General features: G+C 72.7%; 18 protein-coding genes and 1 pseudogene. 5 read left to right on the forward strand and 14 right to left on the reverse strand.

Annotation, left to right across the window (positions count from 1 at the left end):
* Positions 1 to 44: 44 nt before the first annotated feature.
* Positions 45 to 560: a YceI family protein gene (locus OG542_RS09500; protein WP_328409888.1), complete on the reverse strand. Its 516-nt coding sequence runs from the start codon at positions 558 to 560 to the stop codon at positions 45 to 47.
* A 119-nt stretch (positions 561 to 679) separates the two neighbouring features.
* Here OG542_RS09500 and OG542_RS09505 point away from each other — a divergent pair, with 119 nt between their 5' ends.
* The 5 genes from OG542_RS09505 (at position 680) to OG542_RS09525 (ending at position 4,752) form a co-directional block, all read left to right on the forward strand.
* A complete protein-coding gene (locus OG542_RS09505; protein ID WP_328409890.1) occupies positions 680 to 1,183 on the forward strand; it encodes a MarR family winged helix-turn-helix transcriptional regulator in 504 nt (167 codons plus the stop codon).
* Between the two features lie 228 nt (positions 1,184 to 1,411).
* Positions 1,412 to 2,746: a hemolysin family protein gene (locus tag OG542_RS09510; protein WP_328409892.1), complete on the forward strand. Its 1,335-nt coding sequence runs from the start codon at positions 1,412 to 1,414 to the stop codon at positions 2,744 to 2,746.
* Complete coding sequence (locus OG542_RS09515) at positions 2,743 to 3,765, forward strand: hemolysin family protein (protein WP_328409894.1); 1,023 nt, start codon at positions 2,743 to 2,745, stop codon at positions 3,763 to 3,765. Before OG542_RS09510 ends, OG542_RS09515 begins: the two co-directional genes overlap by 4 nt.
* A gap of 400 nt (positions 3,766 to 4,165) precedes the next feature.
* The gene (locus OG542_RS09520) at positions 4,166 to 4,393 is read left to right on the forward strand and encodes a hypothetical protein (RefSeq protein WP_184589531.1); all 228 of its coding nucleotides are present in this window, start codon (positions 4,166 to 4,168) and stop codon (positions 4,391 to 4,393) included.
* 191 nt (positions 4,394 to 4,584) lie between these two features.
* On the forward strand, positions 4,585 to 4,752 hold the full coding sequence (locus tag OG542_RS09525; RefSeq protein ID WP_184590291.1) for a hypothetical protein: 168 nt from the start codon (positions 4,585 to 4,587) through the stop codon (positions 4,750 to 4,752).
* Here the strand turns inward: OG542_RS09525 and OG542_RS09530 are convergent.
* From OG542_RS09530 to OG542_RS09590, 13 genes and pseudogenes are all read right to left on the reverse strand, one after another.
* A pseudogene (locus tag OG542_RS09530) lies at positions 4,721 to 4,807 on the reverse strand (DUF3140 domain-containing protein); the annotation flags it as partial. The gene OG542_RS09525 and the pseudogene OG542_RS09530 overlap by 32 nt on opposite strands.
* Positions 4,808 to 4,875: 68 nt before the next feature.
* Positions 4,876 to 5,109: a hypervirulence associated TUDOR domain-containing protein gene (locus OG542_RS09535; protein ID WP_328409896.1), complete on the reverse strand. Its 234-nt coding sequence runs from the start codon at positions 5,107 to 5,109 to the stop codon at positions 4,876 to 4,878.
* A gap of 55 nt (positions 5,110 to 5,164) precedes the next feature.
* Entirely contained in the window at positions 5,165 to 6,256 is a 1,092-nt protein-coding gene (locus tag OG542_RS09540) for an acyltransferase family protein (RefSeq protein WP_328409897.1), read from the reverse strand.
* A 141-nt stretch (positions 6,257 to 6,397) separates the two neighbouring features.
* Positions 6,398 to 8,050 (reverse strand): ABC transporter ATP-binding protein, encoded by a 1,653-nt coding sequence (locus tag OG542_RS09545; protein ID WP_328409899.1) that lies wholly within the window; start codon positions 8,048 to 8,050, stop codon positions 6,398 to 6,400.
* Complete coding sequence (locus OG542_RS09550) at positions 8,047 to 8,841, reverse strand: ABC transporter permease (protein WP_328409901.1); 795 nt, start codon at positions 8,839 to 8,841, stop codon at positions 8,047 to 8,049. The genes OG542_RS09545 and OG542_RS09550 overlap by 4 nt, the downstream gene beginning before the upstream one ends.
* A complete protein-coding gene (locus OG542_RS09555; RefSeq protein WP_328409903.1) occupies positions 8,838 to 9,797 on the reverse strand; it encodes an ABC transporter permease in 960 nt (319 codons plus the stop codon). The genes OG542_RS09550 and OG542_RS09555 overlap by 4 nt, the downstream gene beginning before the upstream one ends.
* On the reverse strand, positions 9,794 to 11,368 hold the full coding sequence (locus OG542_RS09560; RefSeq protein ID WP_328409905.1) for an ABC transporter substrate-binding protein: 1,575 nt from the start codon (positions 11,366 to 11,368) through the stop codon (positions 9,794 to 9,796). Before OG542_RS09560 ends, OG542_RS09555 begins: the two co-directional genes overlap by 4 nt.
* A 15-nt stretch (positions 11,369 to 11,383) precedes the next feature.
* Entirely contained in the window at positions 11,384 to 12,172 is a 789-nt protein-coding gene (locus OG542_RS09565) for a class I SAM-dependent DNA methyltransferase (RefSeq protein WP_328409907.1), read from the reverse strand.
* Positions 12,169 to 13,392: an MFS transporter gene (locus OG542_RS09570; protein ID WP_328409909.1), complete on the reverse strand. Its 1,224-nt coding sequence runs from the start codon at positions 13,390 to 13,392 to the stop codon at positions 12,169 to 12,171. The genes OG542_RS09565 and OG542_RS09570 overlap by 4 nt, the downstream gene beginning before the upstream one ends.
* Positions 13,376 to 14,428: a dipeptide epimerase gene (locus OG542_RS09575; RefSeq protein WP_328409911.1), complete on the reverse strand. Its 1,053-nt coding sequence runs from the start codon at positions 14,426 to 14,428 to the stop codon at positions 13,376 to 13,378. Before OG542_RS09575 ends, OG542_RS09570 begins: the two co-directional genes overlap by 17 nt.
* Positions 14,425 to 15,522, reverse strand: a complete 1,098-nt coding sequence (locus OG542_RS09580) for a PLP-dependent cysteine synthase family protein (protein ID WP_328409913.1) — start codon at positions 15,520 to 15,522, stop codon at positions 14,425 to 14,427. Before OG542_RS09580 ends, OG542_RS09575 begins: the two co-directional genes overlap by 4 nt.
* Positions 15,519 to 16,358, reverse strand: coding sequence for a Rossmann-like domain-containing protein (locus tag OG542_RS09585; protein ID WP_328409915.1), 840 nt, complete (start codon positions 16,356 to 16,358; stop codon positions 15,519 to 15,521). Before OG542_RS09585 ends, OG542_RS09580 begins: the two co-directional genes overlap by 4 nt.
* Positions 16,355 to 17,611, reverse strand: coding sequence for an ATP-grasp domain-containing protein (locus tag OG542_RS09590; protein ID WP_328409916.1), 1,257 nt, complete (start codon positions 17,609 to 17,611; stop codon positions 16,355 to 16,357). Before OG542_RS09590 ends, OG542_RS09585 begins: the two co-directional genes overlap by 4 nt.
* Between the last annotated feature and the right edge of the window lie 131 nt (positions 17,612 to 17,742).

Here is a 17,742-nt window from a genome sequence, read left to right on the forward strand (position 1 = left end):
GAACTCCCCCCTCGGGCCGGTTCGTTCTGCCCCGGCCCAGCCTGTCAGCCCGTGGCGCGGACGAAGCGGAGGGCGGCGGTGACCGTGGTCCGGCCGCGGATCATGCCCAGCTGGTTCCAGCCCAGGCCGAACTGGTCACGGTCCACGCTGAACTCGGTGTCCAGCGTGAGCCCGGTGGCGTCCCCCTCCGTCAGGCGGGCGGTGAGCGACAGCGGCCTGCTGATGCCGCGCACGGTCAGCTGGCCGACGACATGCACCTGGTCGCCGTCGCGGAGCTCGGCGCCGCGGGCCGCGAAGGTGATCTCGGGGTGGTGGTCGGTGTCGAAGAAGTCGGCGGACCTCAGATGGGTGTCGCGCTTGGCGTTGCCGGTGTCGAGGGAGGCGGCGTCGAAGGTCAGGGTGCCGACGGCGGAGCCGTCGGGCCGGACCTCGCCCGTGCCGCTCAGTGCCCCGAAGCCGCCCTTCACGGTGACCAGGCCCCACATGGTCTTGTGCCGGATGCCGACGGTCGAGGCGGTCACGTCGAGCTGCCACAGTCCGGTTTCCACAGCGACGGTCATGATCCTTCTCCCACTCGTATGGTCCAAATTTGGATTACTGCAACGATTGCACGCTAGCCGCTAGTCCAAAATTGAACAACCCCCTGCTCCAAATTTGGACGACAGGTACGCTGTAACGCATGGCCGACCCCCAGGAGCACCCCGCCGACCTGCCCGGATGCCCGTCCGGCGAGGGCAGCGGGCTGCTGCCCGCCGAGCTGCGCGCCTGGATGCTGCTGCTCGCCGCGACAGGGGCGGTGGAGCAGCGGCTGCGCGCGGTCGTGAAGGAGAAGCTGGACATCTCGCACGACGAGTTCCTGATCCTGTGCCTGCTCGCCGAGCAGCCCGAGGGCGGCCTGCGCATGACGCGCGTCGCGGAACTCCTGGGCCGCCCCAAGACCCGCCTCACCTACCAGATCGCCTGCCTCCAGCACGCCGGCCTCGTCACGCGCAGGTCGGTGTGCGGCGACAAACGCGGTATCGAGGTCGCCCTCACGGACAAGGCCCGGGACCTCCTGACCGAGGCCTCCGGCCCGCTCGCCGAGACGGTCACGCGGGCGCTCACCCGATTCATGGGCCCTGACCAGCGCGCGGCGCTGTGCGGGCTGGTGCCGGATCTCGCCGAGGAGTCCCGCTCGGAGTGAGGGGCACTCGGAGAGGGTCACCGTTCTCTACAGCGCCTCTCTACAGCGTCGTAGAATTCGGGAACACGGGCGCGACGACGGTCGTTGACCCGAGTACACACCACACATGAGGAGCGAGTTCTTGTCCGCCAGACCGACGGACCCTCCGGGGCACAGTCCCCGACCATCCCGCCACGGAATCAGTGATCGCGGCACACGGCGGGGCGCCCCCTCCCGATCGATGCGCGGGTGAGTGTCGCCGAGGCCCTGCTGGGCCTGCTCGCCGTGTTCGTGCTGACCGCCGGCACCGGCTACTTCGTGGCCCAGGAGTTCGCCTACGTCTCCGCCGACCGGCTCGCCCTCGCGCGTGCGGCCGAGGCCGGGGACCGCAAGGCCGCCCGGGCCCTGAAGGTGCTGGAGCGGCTGTCGTTCATGCTGTCGGGCGCGCAGCTCGGCATCACCGTCACCGGCCTGGTCGTCGGCTTCATCGCCGAGCCGTCGGTGTCCGCGCTGCTCAGGCCCGCCCTGTCCGGACTCGGCCTGCCCGACGCGGCCGTCAGCGGTATCGCCGTCGTCCTCGCCTTCGTGCTGGCCACCGTCGTGCAGATGGTGCTGGGCGAGCTGGCCCCGAAGAACCTCGCGATCGCGGTTCCCGAGCGGCTGGCGAAGGCGCTGGCCCCGTCCACGCTGGCGTATCTGAAGGTCGTCGGCCCCATCGTGCACATCTTCGACAGCGCGGCGAACAAGCTGCTGCGCAAGGCCGGTATCGAGCCGGTCGAGGAACTGCACCACGGCGCCACGCTGGAGGAGCTGGGCCATCTGATCGGCGAGTCCCACGAGCGGGGCGCGCTGCCGAAGGACACCGCCGCCCTGTTGGACCACGCGCTGGAGTTCTCCGAGCGCACCCTCGACGAGGTGATGGTGCCGCGCGCCGACGCCGTCTTCGTCCGCAAGGACGCCGGTGCCGAGGAGGCGATCGGCCTGATCGCCGAGCACGGCCACTCCAACTACCCCGTCCTGGGCGACCACCCGGACGACATCGCCGGTGTGCTGGGCGTGCGCGAGCTGATGGCGCTGTCCGCCGCCCGCATCGCCGGCGCGAGGGCCGGTGAGGTGGCCCGGCGGCCCCTGCTGCTGCCCGACACGCTCGCGCTGCCCGACGCGGTGACACGGATGCGGGAGCAGGACGACGAGTTCGCGGTCGTCCTCGACGAGCACGGCGGCGTGGCGGGCATCGTCACCTACGAGGACATCGCCGAGGAACTGGTCGGTGACATCGCGGACGAGTCCGACACCGTCACCGTGCTCGCCGTCGCGGACGGCGACGGCTGGCTCGTGGACGCCGGCCGCCGGCTGGACGAGGTGGCCGAGGCCACCGGTGTCCGGCTGCCGGAGGACGACGACTACGACACGGTGGCCGGCCTGGTCGTGGACCGGCTCGGCCGCTTCCCCACGGTCGGCGACCGGGTCACGGTCGAGCTGCCCGAGGGCGGCCGGGCCGCGATCGACGTCCGCACGCTCGACCGGCACGTGGCCGACCGGGTGCGGATCAGCCCGCTCGTGGAAGCCGAGGAGATGGCGTGAGTTTCCCCATGGCGGTCTTCGTGACCGTACTGCTGCTGATCGGCAGCGGTTTCTTCGTGGCGGCCGAGTTCGCGCTGGTCGCCGCCAAACGGCACCGTTTGGAGAAGGCTGCGGCGGAGGGGCGGAGCGGGGCCGGGGCGGCACTGGCCGGAATTCGCGAGCTGTCGCTGATGCTGGCCGGCGCCCAGCTGGGCATCACCGTGTGCACGCTGGGCCTGGGCTCGGTGTCGAAGCCGGCGATCTCGCACGAACTCGACCCGCTGCTGCACAAGCTGGGCCTGCCCAGTGCCGTGAGCTACGGCGTCGCGTTCGCCGTGGCGATGGTCGTGGTGGTGTTCCTGCACATGGTGGTCGGCGAGATGGCGCCCAAGTCGTGGGCGATCGCCCACCCCGAGCGTTCGGCGATGCTTCTCTCCCCGCCCTTCCGGGCCGTGGTGCGGGCCGTGCACCCGCTGATCCGGCTGCTCAACGCGGTGAGCAACGCACTGGTACGGCTGTGCCGGGTGGCCCCGCGCGACGAACTTGCCTCGGTGCACGACCGGGAGCAGCTGACGCGGCTGGTGGAGGAGTCCGAGCGGCTGGGCCTGATCAGCGCGACCGACTCGGAGCTGCTGACCCGCTCGCTGACCGAGCCGGAGACGCCGGTCGCGGCGCTGCGGATCCCGGCCGCGGAGATCACCTGGGTCGAGGGCGGCGCGGACGTCGACGCGCTGTTGCGTTCCGCAGCCGAGCACGACCGCACCCGGCTGCTCGTCCGGGAGAACGGCATTGTCCTCGGCTCCGTCCATGCCCGTGACGCCCTGGTCGCCCGGGCCCGGGGGCGTGCCACGACCGCGCGCGAACTGGCCCGGCCGGTGCCCGAGCTGACGGAGTCGACCACGGTCGCGGACGCGATCGAGGTGCTGCGCCGCCGCCGCTCGTCCCTGGCCGTCGTCCGCGACCCCGCCGGCGGGCTCACAGGACTGGTCATCCTGGACGACCTGCTGGCCCGTCTGATGCAGCCGGCCGCGGCGGCCTGACGGGGCGACCTGACAGGGCGGGACCGAACATCCAGCACATCTGCACACCGCCCGCCGGGACGTCCTGGGGTGGCGCGCCCGGCGCCAAGTCCGTCCTGGGGCATGAGAACTTGGCACCGAAGTGCCCGCTTCGGAATTCGGGGCGCAATGCACCTGTGTGCCGCCGGGCGACGGGATGTGTGAAGGAGTGTGCGCAATTCGGCGACCCCGTGGTCATGGCGGTGAAGGCGGTCACCTAAATGCCGGGTGCGGCGACGGCATGCGGCTGGCCCTCCGCTCAGCGGAATGTTTTGATCCTGCGCACGGCGGCACCGCGGATGCGGGATCCCGGCCCCCGGAATCCCGCGATCACCCGCGCCGCTCCGCCATTGCGCACATTCACGCGAAGGGAAACACCCCCATGAACCTCACCCCCCGGGTCGACATCGCCGAGCTCTCCGACGCGGACCTGGAGCAGGTCTCCGGCGGCAACGCGGGTGGCGCTGCCTCCGCGGGCCTCGCGGGCGGCCTCTCCGCCGGCCTGGTCGGTCCGCTGACCGCCGAGGTCTGCGGGAACCTGCAGGCGGCGCTGTCGACGGAGGGCGCCGCGGCGGGCGCGAACGCGGGCGTTCACACGACCTCGCTCTGACGAACCCCCGCGAAGGGCCCCGGGCACGAATCCCGGGGCCCTTCGCGCTGTCCACGGTCGCAATGTTGGGGAATTCGCGAAGCACGTGACGGAAATATGAGCATGACGGGGGTGGGTAACACCGCAGAGGGTCATGACGCAGACTTACACGGGCCCCTCAGACCCGGCAGTAAAGCGATAGGACCAACCCTGTGAAAACCGACTCGATCCGGACCGAAGAACTTCCGATCTACGAGAGCCTCATCCGCGAACGCGGTGACGTCGTCGAGGAGGCCCGCGTGGTGGCCGAAGAGACGCAGCACCAGATGACGGAGGCGCTGAACGGTCTCACGCCGACGGGTCGTGGCCCCAGTTCATGAGTGAGGGGCGCCACCGGCTGTCCTCCACGTCGCCGGAGGGCCGCCGAGCCAGATGCGGGAAGCGTGCCCGGTGGACTCGCCCCGCCCTGCTGCTGGCCGGCGCTCCTCGCCGTCCACGCCGGCTCACTTCTTCCTCTTGAGCGCGGACGGCTTGTGCACGGCGGACCTGCCGGACTTGTCGCTGCGCACCTGGTACCGCGGATCGTCGGACGAGGCGTCGACGGTGCGGCCCGCTGCCCGGGTCCGCTCGGTGATCTCCTTCTCCACCTCGCCCTCGGTCCGGCTGCCGTGACTGCTCCAGGTGACCTTGTCGCCCTTCTTCTTCGGCTTCCCGCCCTCACTGCGGCGCCTCGCCATGCCCGTGCTCCCTCGCGGAGAAGTGTGCTGTCTCTCCAGCGTGCGGGCTCGACGCTCACCCCGCAGCTCGGCGGAAGGCCCCCTCCATCCCCGGTTCCGTCACGCAGCGGAAGAGACGCCGTACGGACGGCGTGCACAGCGCTGTCATGACCGCGGCGGCCACCAGGGTGGCCGTGAGCGCGCCGACGGGCCCCTGGACCCAGGCCGGTTCGTACCAGCCCCAGTGCTTGGCGGCCTGCGCGACGAAGCCGTGCAGCAGATAGCCGCACAGCGTGCCCGCGCCCAGCACGGTGAACCACATCCGGCGCCCCGGCACCCAGGCGAGGAAACAGACGACCAGGACGACCGAGCAGCCGAAGGCGGCCAGGGTCATCAGGGGCCCGTACCAGAAGGGCGCGGCCAGGGCCCGGGCGCTGTCGGCATGGAAGAACCAGGCGTAGTTCATCCGCGGAACCGCCCAGTACGCCACGGCGAGGGCGCAGAGGGCGACCGGCACGGCGAGGATGCGCACCTTGCGCCGGCGCACCAGCCGGAAGTGCTCCGGCCGCAGCAGCAGCCCGAAGACGAAGTACGGCAGGAACTGCAGGGTGCGTTGCAGGTCGAGGTCGTTGCCGAGGGACGGCGAGAGCGTCGCCAGCATCGCGATGACGAAGGCCAGCGGCAGCGGCCACCGCACATGCCGCCACACCGGCGTGGTCAGCCGCCAGATGAACAGCGCCGCGAGGAACCAGGTCAGGTAGAGCGGGTCCAGCAGGCTGATCGGCCGGTCCGGGTCCTGGCTGGTCCAGCGGGTGAACAGGGTGTACGCCGTCTCGAACACGACGTACGGGACGACGACGCCGGTGACCAGGCGCTTCAGCTTCCCCGGGCTTCCGTCGAAGGTGCGCGAGAAGTAGCCGGAGATGATGATGAACGCCGGCATGTGGAAGGCGTAGACGAGCATGTAGAGAGCGGTGACGGCCCTGCTGCCCGGCCGCAACGGCTCCCAGGCGTGCCCCACGGCCACCAGTACGATCGCCAGGTACTTGGCGTTGTCGAAGAACGCGTCCCGCTGCCGGACCGGTCGGGCCGGCGTGTCCTGCTCTTTCGTCCGGGTAGCCCGGGCCTCTTCGGCCGCCGGGCGGGCCGTTGCCACCGTGTCACTCACGGGCCCTCCCCCAGCGACTCGAAGCGGCTGTGCCTCGTCTGGCCCGGGGTAAAGGTGTGGTGTCTGCGCAGAACATCGCCCGCACCTTAATCACAGGGCCGTGCCCTCGTTCAACTCGTAACGGGTGTGACTCGCTTCGGTTCATGCCCGGGTATACGTATCGAGACGGGCGATCGTCTCCGCGAGGGCGGCGGTGAAGGGATGGCGCGGCTCGGTCAGGACCCTTCGGGCCGGGCCCTGTTCGACGACTTCGCCCGCGTCCAGCACGGCGATGCGGTGGGCGAGCGCCGCCGTGTCCAGGTCGTGGGTGATGAGCACGAGGGCGAGGTCGTCGCGGTCGCGGACGAGTGCGGTGAGCAGGTCCAGGATGCCGCGGCGGGTGACGGTGTCGAGGCCGGAGGTGATCTCGTCGCAGACCAGGACGCGGGGGCGGGCGAGGAGGGCGCGGGCGAGGGCGGCGCGCTGGAGTTCACCGCCGGAGAGCTCGCCGGGGCGGCGGCGGACGAGGCCGTCCGGGAGCCCGAGGCTCGCGAGCGTGGTCAGGGCCTCGTCCGTGGCCGTCTTCTCGTCGGTGCCGCGCAACCGGACGGCGGTGCGGGCGACCTGGGCGAGGACGGGCCGGTGCTCGTCGAAGGCGGCCCGGGCGTCCTGGAAGACGTACTGCACGGCCGCCAGTTGGGCACGGCTGCGCTGCCGCAGGCTGCGCGGCAGGGCGGTCCCGTCGAGCAGGATCTCGCCGTCGTGGTCCCGGTGGAGTCCGGCCAGGCAGCGGGCGAGGGTGGTCTTGCCGCTGCCCGAGCGGCCGACGACGGCGAGGCATTCGCCGGGGTGCAGGTCGAGGTGCGGGGCGCGCAGGACGGTGGTGGTGCCTCGACGGCCGCCGCCGTGGTGCCGGGCGATGAGGTGGCTTACGCGCAGGACGGGGGGACGGATCAGGTCGGGGGTGTGCTCGGCGGCCTGGGCACGGGCAGGGCGGTCGGGTACCGGCCGGGCGGGGGCGGGGCTGACGTCGTCCTGCGCCACGTCAGTGCCGCTCTCGTCAACGAGAGCTGTGCCGGGTTCGGTGAGGAGACGGCGGGTCCATGCGTGGCGAGGTGCGTGCCACAGGCGTTGGGCGGGGCCCGACTCGACGACGCGGCCCGTGTGCAGGACGAGGACCTCGTCGGCGAGGGCGCGGACCACGTCCAGGTCATGGCTGAGCAGGACGACCGCGATGCCGCGGGCCGCGACCGCCGCCAGCTGGTCGACGACGCCGCTCTTGGTGAGCGCGTCCTGGCCGGTGGTGGGTTCGTCCGCGACGATGACGCGGGCGCCGAGGAGGAGGGCCTGGGCGAGGACGACGCGTTGCTGCTGGCCGCCGGAGAGCTGGTGGGGATACCGACGCAACAGGGCGTCCGCGTGGGGGAGCTGGGCCGCTGTCAGGGCTTCGAGCACCCGTTCCCGGGCCGCCGTGCGGCGCTGCGCGCGGGGCAGGTGACGTACCTGGGCGCGGGCGATGTCGTCGAGCAGGGCGCTGACGCGGCGGGCCGGGTTGAGGACGGCGGCGGGATGCTGCGGCACGTACCCGACCGGGCCGTCCCCGGACCGGCGGACCTCCCCGGTGACCCGGGCCCCGGCCGGATACTCCCCCAGCAGCGCGAGGCCTGTGGTGGTCTTGCCGCTCCCGGAGGCGCCGACCAGGGCGGTCACCCGGCCGGGGACGACGCGCAGGTCCACCCCGTCGACGATGGCCCGGCCGGCGATCTCGACGCGCAGGTCACGGATCTCGGCGACCAGGTCGGTCTCATGGCTCACGGGCGTCGCCCTTTCTTGTCCAGTGCGGCGTCGAAGAGCAGGTTGGTGCCCGTCGTCAGCGCGACGATCAGCAGGGCGGGCACGACCACGGCCCAGGGCTGGATGAACAGGCCCGTGCGGTTGCGGTCGACCATGACGGCCCAGTCGGCGGCGTCCGGGGCGACGCCCACGCCGAGGAACGCGGCCGTCGACACCAGATACAGCACGCCGGTCAGCCGGATACCGGCGTCGGCGGCCAGGGTGCGCAGGGCGCAGCGGCCGACGTAGCCGACGGCGACGCGCCACCACGACTCGCCCTGCATACGCAGGGCCTCCACGGCGGGCCGGGCCGCCGCCTCGGCCGCGGCGGCCCGTACGATCCGGGCGGCGTCGGGCACGTTCACCAGCGCGACGAGCAGCGCGAGGCCGGACGTGCCCGGCGAGAACACGGACGCCACGAGCAGGATCAGCAGCAGCGACGGTACGGCGAGCAGCACGTCCAGCGGCCGCATCAGCAGCTCCTCCAGCCACCGTGCGCGGGTGACCGCTCCGGCGAGTCCGACCGGCAGGGCGACAAGGTAGGCGAGGGCCGTCGCGGCGAGCGCGGTCAGCACGACCGTTCGGCCGCCGTGCAGCACCTGCTGCCAGACGTCCCGGCCGACGAAGTCGGTGCCGAGCCAGTGGCCGCCGCCGAGGGTGAAGGAGACGGCGCGGGTGCCGGGGTCGTCGGCGAACAGGGGCCCCAGGAGGGCGAGAAGCAGGGGGACCGCGACGACGGCGAGGCCGAGCAGCAGTCGGCGCGGGGCCCTCACGCCGCCACCCCCGCCCGCGGCGTCAGCCGGTACGCCACCACGTCCGCGCCCAGGTTCAGTACGACGGTCAGCACGCCGAACACCACCGCCAGCCCCTGCACCACCGGCACGTCCCGCTCGGCGACCGCGTTGAGGAGGACCGTGCCCAGGCCGGGGATCACGAAGAGCGCCTCCACGACGATGACGCCGCACAGCAGCCAGTCGACGGTGCGGGCGAGTTGCTGCGCGGCCGGGGCCAGGGCGCCCGGCAGGGCGTGGGCGTAGCGGACACGGGCGCCGGAGACGCCGTAGCGGCGGGCGTGGGCCACGTAGGGCGAGGCGAGGGCGTCGACCATGCCGGCCCGGACCAGGCGGGACAGGGAGCAGACCGGGCGGGACAGCAGGACCAGCACCGGCAGGACGAGCACGGCCGGGTGGCCGAGCAGGTCCGTGCCGTAGCCCACCGCCGTCGGCGGCAGCCAGGCCAGCTTCAGCGCGACGACCGTCACCAGCAGCACCCCGAGGGCGAATTCGGGCACGGCGTACACGGCGAGCGTCACGGAGCTGACCAGCCGGTCGACCAGTCGTCCCTCGTGGTGGGCGGCGAGCACGCCGAGACCGAAGCCGAGCGGGACGAGCAGGGCGACGGTGAGCGCGGCCAGCAGCAGGCTCGGGCCGAAGCCGTCGGCGATGTAGTGGGCGACCGGGCGGCCTGAGGTCAGGGAGGTGCCGAAGTCGCCGTGCAGGAGGCCCGTCGCCCAGTCGGCCAGACGTGCGTAGGCGGGCCGGTCCAGCTCCAGGGTCTCGCGGATCGCCGCGATGCGCGCGGGGTCGGGCTGGTCGCCCGCGAGGGCCACGGCGGCGTCGCCCGGGAGGGCCTCGGTGAGCGCGAAGACCAGCAGCACCACGGCCACGGTCTGGACGAGGCCGAGGATGAGCCGCCGGACGACGAACGAGCCCAGGCCGCTCTCTTTCACGCGAGCCACACCTTGTCGAAGCGGGCCCAGTCAAGGGTGTTGGCCGGGGCCTTGGTCTCGACTCCCCTGACCTTGCGGGCCGTTCCGAGGATCCAGTCGGCGAAGCCCCAGACGAGGAAGCCGCCCTCGGCGTACAGGCGCCGCTGCATCCGCTCGTAGACGGCGGCCCGCCCGGTCTTGTCGCGGGTGGACTGCGCCTGCTGGTAGAGGGCGTCGAAGTCCTTGTGCCGCCACCGGGTGGCGTTGGTCGTGGAGTCGGTGAGCAGCCGCTGGGAGATGTGGGCCTCGATGGGCATGGCGCCGGAGCGGTAGCAGCACAGGGTGCCGCTGTCGAGGATGTCGCTCCAGTAGGAGTCCTTGCTGCCCATCCGCACGTCGATCGTGACGCCCGCCTTGGCGGCCTGGTCGCGGAAGATGCCGGCCGCCTCGGTGAAACCGGCGGCGACGGCCGAGGTGTCCAGGGTGACCTTCAGCTTCTCGGCGCCGGCCCGCTTCAGCAGGGCGCGGGCGCGGTCGAGGTCCTGCTCGCGCTGGGGCAGACCGTCGGCGTAGTACTCGTAGCCCTTGCCGAACAGGTCGTTGCCGGCCTCGCCCGCGCCGGACAGGGCACCGTCGACGAGTTCCTTGCGGTCGGCGATGAGGAAGAACGCCTCGCGCACCCGCTTGTCGTCGAAGGGCGGCCGGTCGGTCTTCATGCAGAACGCCTGCATGGCGCTGTTGCGCAGCCGGACGATCTCGATCTGGCCCCGGCCCTCGTGGGCGCGGGCGGTGGTGGGGTTGAGTTCGTGCGCGTACTCGACCTGGCCCGCGAGGAGGGCGTTGACGCGCGCGGACTCCTCGTTGGCGACCACGAATTCGAGCTCGTCGAGGTAGGGGGCACCGTCCCAGTAGTCCTCGTGGCGGCGGAAGACTGCGGAGCGGCCGGGCGCGAAGGAGACGAAGCGGAAGGGGCCGGAGCCGATCGGCCGCTGGTCGAAGTCTTTGCCCGTGGCGTTCTCGGGGACGATGTAGGCGCCGAACGCGGCCAGGACGTTGGGGAACTCGGCCGTGGGGCGCTTGAGGACGAACTCGACGGTCCGCTCGCCGGTGGCGCGGCTGGCGTCGAGGTCGATGGGTTCCAGGGACGCCTTGGCGCGGAACGCCTGCTTCGGGTCGGCGATACGGCGGTAGCTGTAGAGGACGTCCTTGGCGGTGACCGGCTTGCCGTCGTGGAAGGTGGCCTTGCGCAGGGTGACCTGCCAGCGGTCGAGGGCCTTGTTCGCCTGCCACGCGGCGGCGAGGCGGGGGCCGGCGGAGAGATCGGCGTCGTAGTCGGCGAGCTTGTCGTAGAGGGCCTTGGCGCGGGCGACGTCGGCGAACAGGTTGGCCAGATGCGGGTCGAGGGTCTCGCTCGCGCCGCCTCCGGCGAAGGCGGCGCGCAGCCGTCCGCCGCGCTTCGGCGTTCCCCCGCTGCCGCTGTCCGCCTTGTCGTCCGTGCCGCCGCCGCAGCCGACGAGGGCGAGGGCGGCGGCGCCGGTGGTCGCTGCGAGGAAGCCGCGTCGGCGCAGAGCGGGGAAGCGTTGGTCGTTCATGACTGGTCCTTCGTGTCAGTGGGTGTGGTGGCGCGCGACGACGTGCAGCCGGTCCCCGTCGGTGGCGGTACCGGGCAGTTCGCCCTGCCGCCACAGGGGTTCGGTGCGCGGCCCGGGGCCGTCGTGGAGTTCGAGCACCTCGAAGTCGTGCGCGGCGAGGAAGTGCCGTATCTCCTGCGGGAGGAGCAGCCGCCAGGCGGAGTGCTGTTCGACGGGCAGGGATCCGTCGTCGGTCGTCCACACCCGGGTGCGGCGGAGCAGTTGGGCGGTGCGATCGACGGTCAGCGTGGTGTGCGACCGGTAGGCCGTCCCCTGCCAGACGAACTCGTTGACGGCCGGCCGGTCGAGCAGGTCGGTGCGGCCGAGGAAGTACGCGCCGTTGCGCATCTCGGCGACCAGCAGCCCGCCCGGTGTGAGGGCGCGGCGGCAGGAGGCGAGGAAGCCGTCGAGCTGGTCGTTGGTGTGGCAGTACAGCAGGGAGCTGTCCAGGCAGACGACCGCGTCGAAGGTGTCACGGCCCAGGTCGAAGCCGTGCAGGTCGGCCCGGACGTACTCGGGGCCGGGATGGCGGGTGCGGGCGTGGGCCAGCATCGTCTCGGAGAGGTCGGCGCCGGTCACGGTCCGGCCGGACCGGTGCAGGGCGGCGGCGTCGCGGCCGGTGCCGCAGCCCAGGTCCAGCACGCGCGGCCCGGCCCCGTGGCGGCGCAGGCAGTCCTCCGTCCACCGGGCGGCCAGCCGTCCGGGGTCGGGGAAGCGGGCCTCGTACAGCTCCGGGTTGTCGGTGAGCAGGTTGGCGCTGGTCATGCGCTTCTCCGCTCACGCACCGGGTCCGTATGGACCGGCAGCGCACCGCGGCGGTACAGCCACGCGACCCCACCCGCCGAGGCCAGCCCGAACAGGGCACAGCAGACCCACGGCAGCCAGCTGTGCCCGCCGCTCTCGCCCGTGTCCATGGCCCAGCCGACGGCCGTGTTGCCGAGGGCGGCGGCGACGCCCGAGACGACGTAGAAGATCCCGAAGTACGTGCCGGTCAGCTCGGGCCGGCCGAAGCGAGGAATCAGCTCCATCACGAACGGTGACGCGATCATGATGCCGAGGTAGAGCAGCAACGCGCTCACCAGAACGGGTACCACACCCGCCGCGATCGTCGGCGGCAGGAACGCGAGACCCATCACCGCGAGCCCGACGGCTATCCAACGCGCCCTGTCGCCTCGCGACTTGAGCCGCTTGGTGATCCTCAGCTGGAGCGCCAGGTTGGCGACCGTGCCGACGAGGAAGACGATGCCCGCCGCCCCGTCCCAGCCGGTCGCCTCCCTGGCCCCGTCGGGCAGCAGCAGATACAGCTGGTTCTCCAGGGTGAACATGCCGACCATGGCGAGCGCGAAGGCCACGAAGGCCCGGTTGCCGAGCACCTCGCGCCAGTCCCCGAGGACGCCGCCGCCGCTCGGCTCGACCTTCCGGGCGGGCAGCACCAGGGCCTGCGCCACGGTGAGGACGGCGAAGATCCCGGCGGCGGTGAGGGCGGAGGTGCGGAAGTCGACGAGCAGCAGGGCGCTGCCCAGCAGTGGGCCGATCAGCGCGCCGGTCGTGGCGAACACGTTGAACAGCGCGAAGGCCTCCGCCTTGCGCTCCCCGGCCTCCTGCGCGAGATAGGCCCGCACGGCCGGGTTGAACAGCGCCCCCGCGAGCCCGCTCAGCACGGACGCGGCGAGCAGCACCGCCAGCCCGTCGCCGAGCGCGAACAGCGCGAACCCGAGGGTGCGCAGGGCACAGCCCGCGATGATGACGCCGCGTGCGCCGAGCCGATCGGAGGCGGAGCCGCCGATGATGAACAGGCCCTGCTGGCTGAGGTTGCGGACTCCGAGGACGATGCCGACGACTGCCGCCGACAGGCCCAGGTTCTCGGTGAGGTGGGTGGCGAGATAGGGGATGAGCAGGTAGAAGCCGGTGTTGACGCCGAGCTGGTTGACCAGCAGGAGCCGCACGGCGAGCGGGAAGCGCCGTATCTCATGCCACGTCCGCACGGACCGCCACCTCCTCGATGCCCAGGCCGGGGAGGCCACTGGCGCGGACGACGCCGTCGGCGCCGCCGATCCCGGTCCACGGGTCGTGGGCGAGCAGCAGATGCCCGTCGAGGTCCGCCCAGCGGGCCCGGTCGGCGAGGTGAACGGCGGGGGCGAGTCCGAGAGTGCTGGCGGTCAGACAGCCGAGCATCAACTCGGTGCCGCTGCCCTCGATCAGCTCGGCGATGCGCAGGGCCGCGTGGACGCCGCCGCACTTGGCGAGCTTGACGTTGACGCCCTGGACGCGTCCGGCGAGGCGGCGGACGTCCTCCAGGGTCGCGGCGTCCTCGTCGGCGATGACGGGCAGCGGTGCGCGCTGCGCGAGGGCGCCCAGGGCGTCCGGGTCGCCGGGCGGGACGGGCTGCTCGACAGCTGCCACGCCGAGGGCGGCGAAGCGCGGCAGCAGGACATCCGTCTGGGTGACGGACCAGGCGCCGTTGGGGTCGAGGAGCAGCCGGGCCCGGGGGGCGGCGTCGCGGATGACGCGCACGCGCTCGATGTCGTCCTCGGGGTCGGGGGCGCCCGCCTTGACCTTGATGACCTCGAAGCCGCTCGCGGCGAGGCGACGGGCCTCGGCCGCCGCACGGGCCAGGGCCGTGATGCCGATGGTGCGGGCGGTCGCGGCGACGGGCGGGGCGGTGGTCCCGAGGAGGCGGTGCACGGGGACGCCCGCGCGCTTGCCGGCCAGGTCGAGCAGCGCCGACTCGACGGCGGCGGTGACCGCGGGTGGCACGTCACTCGCGGTCAGCTCCCTCGCCCGCAGGGCCTCCAGGGCACTTTCCGGATCGGCGAAACGGCTCACGTCCACGGCGGTGAGGAGCCGTACGAGCGTCTCGGTGCCGAGCCCGTAGTACACGCTGGTGACGGCCTCGCCGTGGCCGCGCAGCCCGTCGTGCTCGACGGTGAGCCATACGGCGTCGCGTGCGGCCATGGTGGAACGGGAGATGCGCAACGGCTCGGTGAGTTCGAGGCGTACGGTGCGCAGGCTGGACTTCACGGGCTCTCTTTCTTCACGTTCTTCGAGGCAGGGGCGGCGAGCGGGTCGCTGACGCGGGTGCAGCGGACCCAGCCGGCGGCCTCCGCCGCGCAGGGGTGCGGTATCTCGACGGGCCGGGTGGCCGCGGCGGCCGGGTCGAGGCCGTGGGCGGCGGTGAAGTCGTCGTCGTAGACCGTGCCGAGGTAGCGGTGCGGGCCGTCGGGGAAGACGGTGGCGACGACCGCCCCGGGGTGGACGCGGGCGGCCCAGGCGGCGACCCGGGCCGCGGCGCCGGTGGACCAGCCGCCGCTGACGAAGGCGCCCCGCGCCAGTCGGCGGCAGCTGTCGACGGCCTCGGCGGGGCCGACCCAGTGGACCTCGTCGAAGGCGTCGTAGGCGACGTTGCGCGGGTGGATGCTGCTGCCCAAGCCGCGCATCAGCCGGGGCCTGGCCGGCTGGCCGAAGATGGTGGAGCCGGTGGCGTCGACGCCGATGAGCCGCAGAGCGGGCCAGTGCCGGCGCAGCGGCCCGATGATGCCCGCGCTGTGGCCGCCGGTGCCGACGCTGCACACCAGGATGTCCAGATGGTCGAGCTCGACGGCGATCTCGGCCGCCAGGGAGGCGTAGCCGGCGGTGTTGTCGGGGTTGTTGTACTGGTCGGGCCAGTAGGCGCCGGGTAGTTCGGCCAGCAGTTCCCGCAGCCGGGCCAGGCGCGCGGCCTGCCAGCCGCCCCGCTCCGCCGGACGGTCGGCGATCTCCAGCCGCACCCCGTGGGAGCGCAGCAACTGGCGCATGGACGACTCCAGTTCCCGGTCGCCGACCAGCACGACGGGATGGCCGAGGGCCTGTCCGGCGAAGGCGAGTCCGATGCCGAGGGTGCCTGAGGTGGACTCCACCACCGGGGCACCGGGCAGCAGTTCGCCGCGCTCGCGGGCACCCAGCAGCATCGACACGGCGGCCCGTGCCTTCATTCCCCCTGCGGCGAGCCCTTCGAGCTTGGCCCAGAAACCGGGGTGCGGGCCGGGCAGGTCGGCGGCGATGCGGGCCAGTGGGGTACGGCCGACCAGGGAGAGCAGTTCCCGTCGCGCGGCCGGACGGAGCACGGTCGCGGTCATCGCCCGCCTCCCGGACAGGAGCCGTCGTAGCGGTGCAGGACACCGGGGCCGCCGTCGAGCCAGAAGAACGGGTACGGCTCCGCGCACACCGCGCTGACGCCCTGCCCGAGGAAGCGGGGCAGCACGGCGCTCCCGGTCTGGGCGAACATCACCAGCTGCTTGCCGTGCGCCAGCGCGTGCCGCCGCAGCGGTTCGAAGGTGCCGTTGCCCAGGGTCATGCCGGAGACGAGCAGCGCGTCACACCGGCCGGCCGCGGCGAGCGCGTCGGCGACCACCGGCTCGTCCCACTCGGTCGCGCCGCCCTTGAGGTCACAGGGGATGTACCGCAGATCGCGCGAACGCAGCGCTTCGAGGAGGGAGTTGACCACGCCCACCACGAGCACCGTGGCACCGGGCGGCAGGTCGAGCAGGCCCACGACGGTCTTCGCGCGGGCCCGGGACTTCTCCAGCGACGAACCGGCGGGCACGGAGACGGGGCGGGCGCCGTTCGCCGGGGTGTGCGGCAGGACGTGCATCAGGTAGGCGTCGAGGGCCGCCACCCGCACCGGCAGCAAGGGATGCTCCAGCAGCCGGGCCACGTCCGCGCCCACGCACTCCTCGACCGCGCTGTCCGGCAGCGCCCCGGGCTCGACCGCGCAACTGCCCACGGCCTCGGCGAGGCGCAGGCTGAGCACCTCGTTGCGGTAGCCGGTGCCCCGTCCGTCGTGCCGGACGGCCTGCCGGGTGGTGAAGGCGACGGCGACGCGCAGCGTGCCCGGGTGCGGCCCGAGGGCCCCGGCGAGCACCAGGTCCACGAGGCCGTCGTACGAGGTGCGGGTGCCGGTGGGCGCGGTCATCGGATCACCAGTCCGGCCCGCAGCCCGTCCAGCAGGGTCTCGACGCGTGCGCGGGCGCCGAGTCCGTCTGCGTCGCCCGCCATGACGTGCCCCAGGTACTCGTTGTTGCTGCCCGCCGCCTTCACCGCCCGCCCGGGCTCGGCGAGTTGCACCTCCAGCACACCGGGCAGGTCGCGCACGCTCATGCCGTCCAGGGCTTCGAGGGTGCCCGAGGAGCCGGGCACCAGGAAGCCGACGGCCGCGCTGCGCAGCCCGGTGTCCGTGTGCCGCAGGTCGGGTGCGCGGCCCAGGGCGACCTCCACGAAGGCGGCGGCGAGGTCGATCCCGGTGACGTGCCGTACGAGTTCGGTGATGCGGTTCCCGGCGGGCCGGGGGTTGACCTCGACCACGCGCGGCCCGGCCGAGGTCAGTTTGATCTCCGTGTGCGCCACGACCCCGTCGGTCAGGCCGAGGGCCTTGAGGGCGGCCAGCGCGGTCTGTTCGGCGGCCTCGGCGTCGGCGAGGGGCAGCGCGGCCGGGAACATGTGCCCGGTCTCGACGAAGGCGGGCGCCCCGCCGACGCTCTTGTCGGTCACGCCCACCACCTGGACCGCACCCGCGTACGACACCGTCTCGACGCTCACCTCGGGACCGTCCAGCAGCTCTTCGAGCAGCACCACGGGGGTACGCCGCTGTCCGCGGGCGTTGACCGGGAAGTCGGCCAGTGCCCGGCAGGCGGCGGCGAGTTGGGCCTCGTCGTCGACTCGGCGCACGTACATGCCCGCGCACAGGTCGACGGGCTTGACGACCAGCGGGTAGCCGATGTCCCGCGCGGCCCGCGCGATGTCGGCCCACTCCTCCCGCACGGCGAAGCGCGGGCCCGGCGCCCCGGCGTCGTCGAGGACGCGGCGGGTGGTGTCCTTGCGGCAGGCGTTCTGGACCGCCTCGGGCCCGGGGCCGGGCAGACCGAGCCGCTCCGCGATCCGCGCCACGGTCGGCAGGTAGTAGTCGCAGGAGGTGACGACCCCGTCGAAGCCGAGCACCCCGCGCAGCCGCTCGACCTCGGGCAGCAGCGCCTCGATGTCGTTGGTGTCGGCGGTGATGACGTTGCGGGCGCCGAGCAGCGGATGGGCCGTCCCCTCGGGTGCCGAGCGCAGGTAGTGGTGCAGGTCACGGGTGAGGAACGTGAACGCGTGCCCGTTCTCCCGGATCGCCCGCGGCAGCAGTCGGCTCATGGAGCCGACCCAGCTCTCGACCACCAACAGATGAGCCACAACTCCCCCTTTCTTGCAGTGAGTCAGAGGCGTGCGGGCAGCCCGGCGAGCCCTCCGGGAGGAGGGTGCCGGGGGTTGCCCGCCAGAGACGTTATCGATAATCATTTTCATTGTCATCTGATTGGGCGAAG

This window comes from Streptomyces violaceus, from assembly GCF_036014075.1.
GTDB classification, from domain to species: Bacteria; Actinomycetota; Actinomycetes; order Streptomycetales; family Streptomycetaceae; genus Streptomyces; species Streptomyces violaceus.

Coding starts and splice junctions, on each gene's coding strand:
- OG542_RS09500 (WP_328409888.1), bottom strand. CDS start 560: ATGACCGTCGCTGTGGAAACCGGACTGTGGCAGCTCGACGTGACCGCC.
- OG542_RS09505 (WP_328409890.1), top strand. CDS start 680: ATGGCCGACCCCCAGGAGCACCCCGCCGACCTGCCCGGATGCCCGTCC.
- OG542_RS09520 (WP_184589531.1), top strand. CDS start 4,166: ATGAACCTCACCCCCCGGGTCGACATCGCCGAGCTCTCCGACGCGGAC.
- OG542_RS09535 (WP_328409896.1), bottom strand. CDS start 5,109: ATGGCGAGGCGCCGCAGTGAGGGCGGGAAGCCGAAGAAGAAGGGCGAC.
- OG542_RS09560 (WP_328409905.1), bottom strand. CDS start 11,368: ATGAACGACCAACGCTTCCCCGCTCTGCGCCGACGCGGCTTCCTCGCA.
- OG542_RS09565 (WP_328409907.1), bottom strand. CDS start 12,172: ATGACCAGCGCCAACCTGCTCACCGACAACCCGGAGCTGTACGAGGCC.
- OG542_RS09580 (WP_328409913.1), bottom strand. CDS start 15,522: ATGACCGCGACCGTGCTCCGTCCGGCCGCGCGACGGGAACTGCTCTCC.
- OG542_RS09585 (WP_328409915.1), bottom strand. CDS start 16,358: ATGACCGCGCCCACCGGCACCCGCACCTCGTACGACGGCCTCGTGGAC.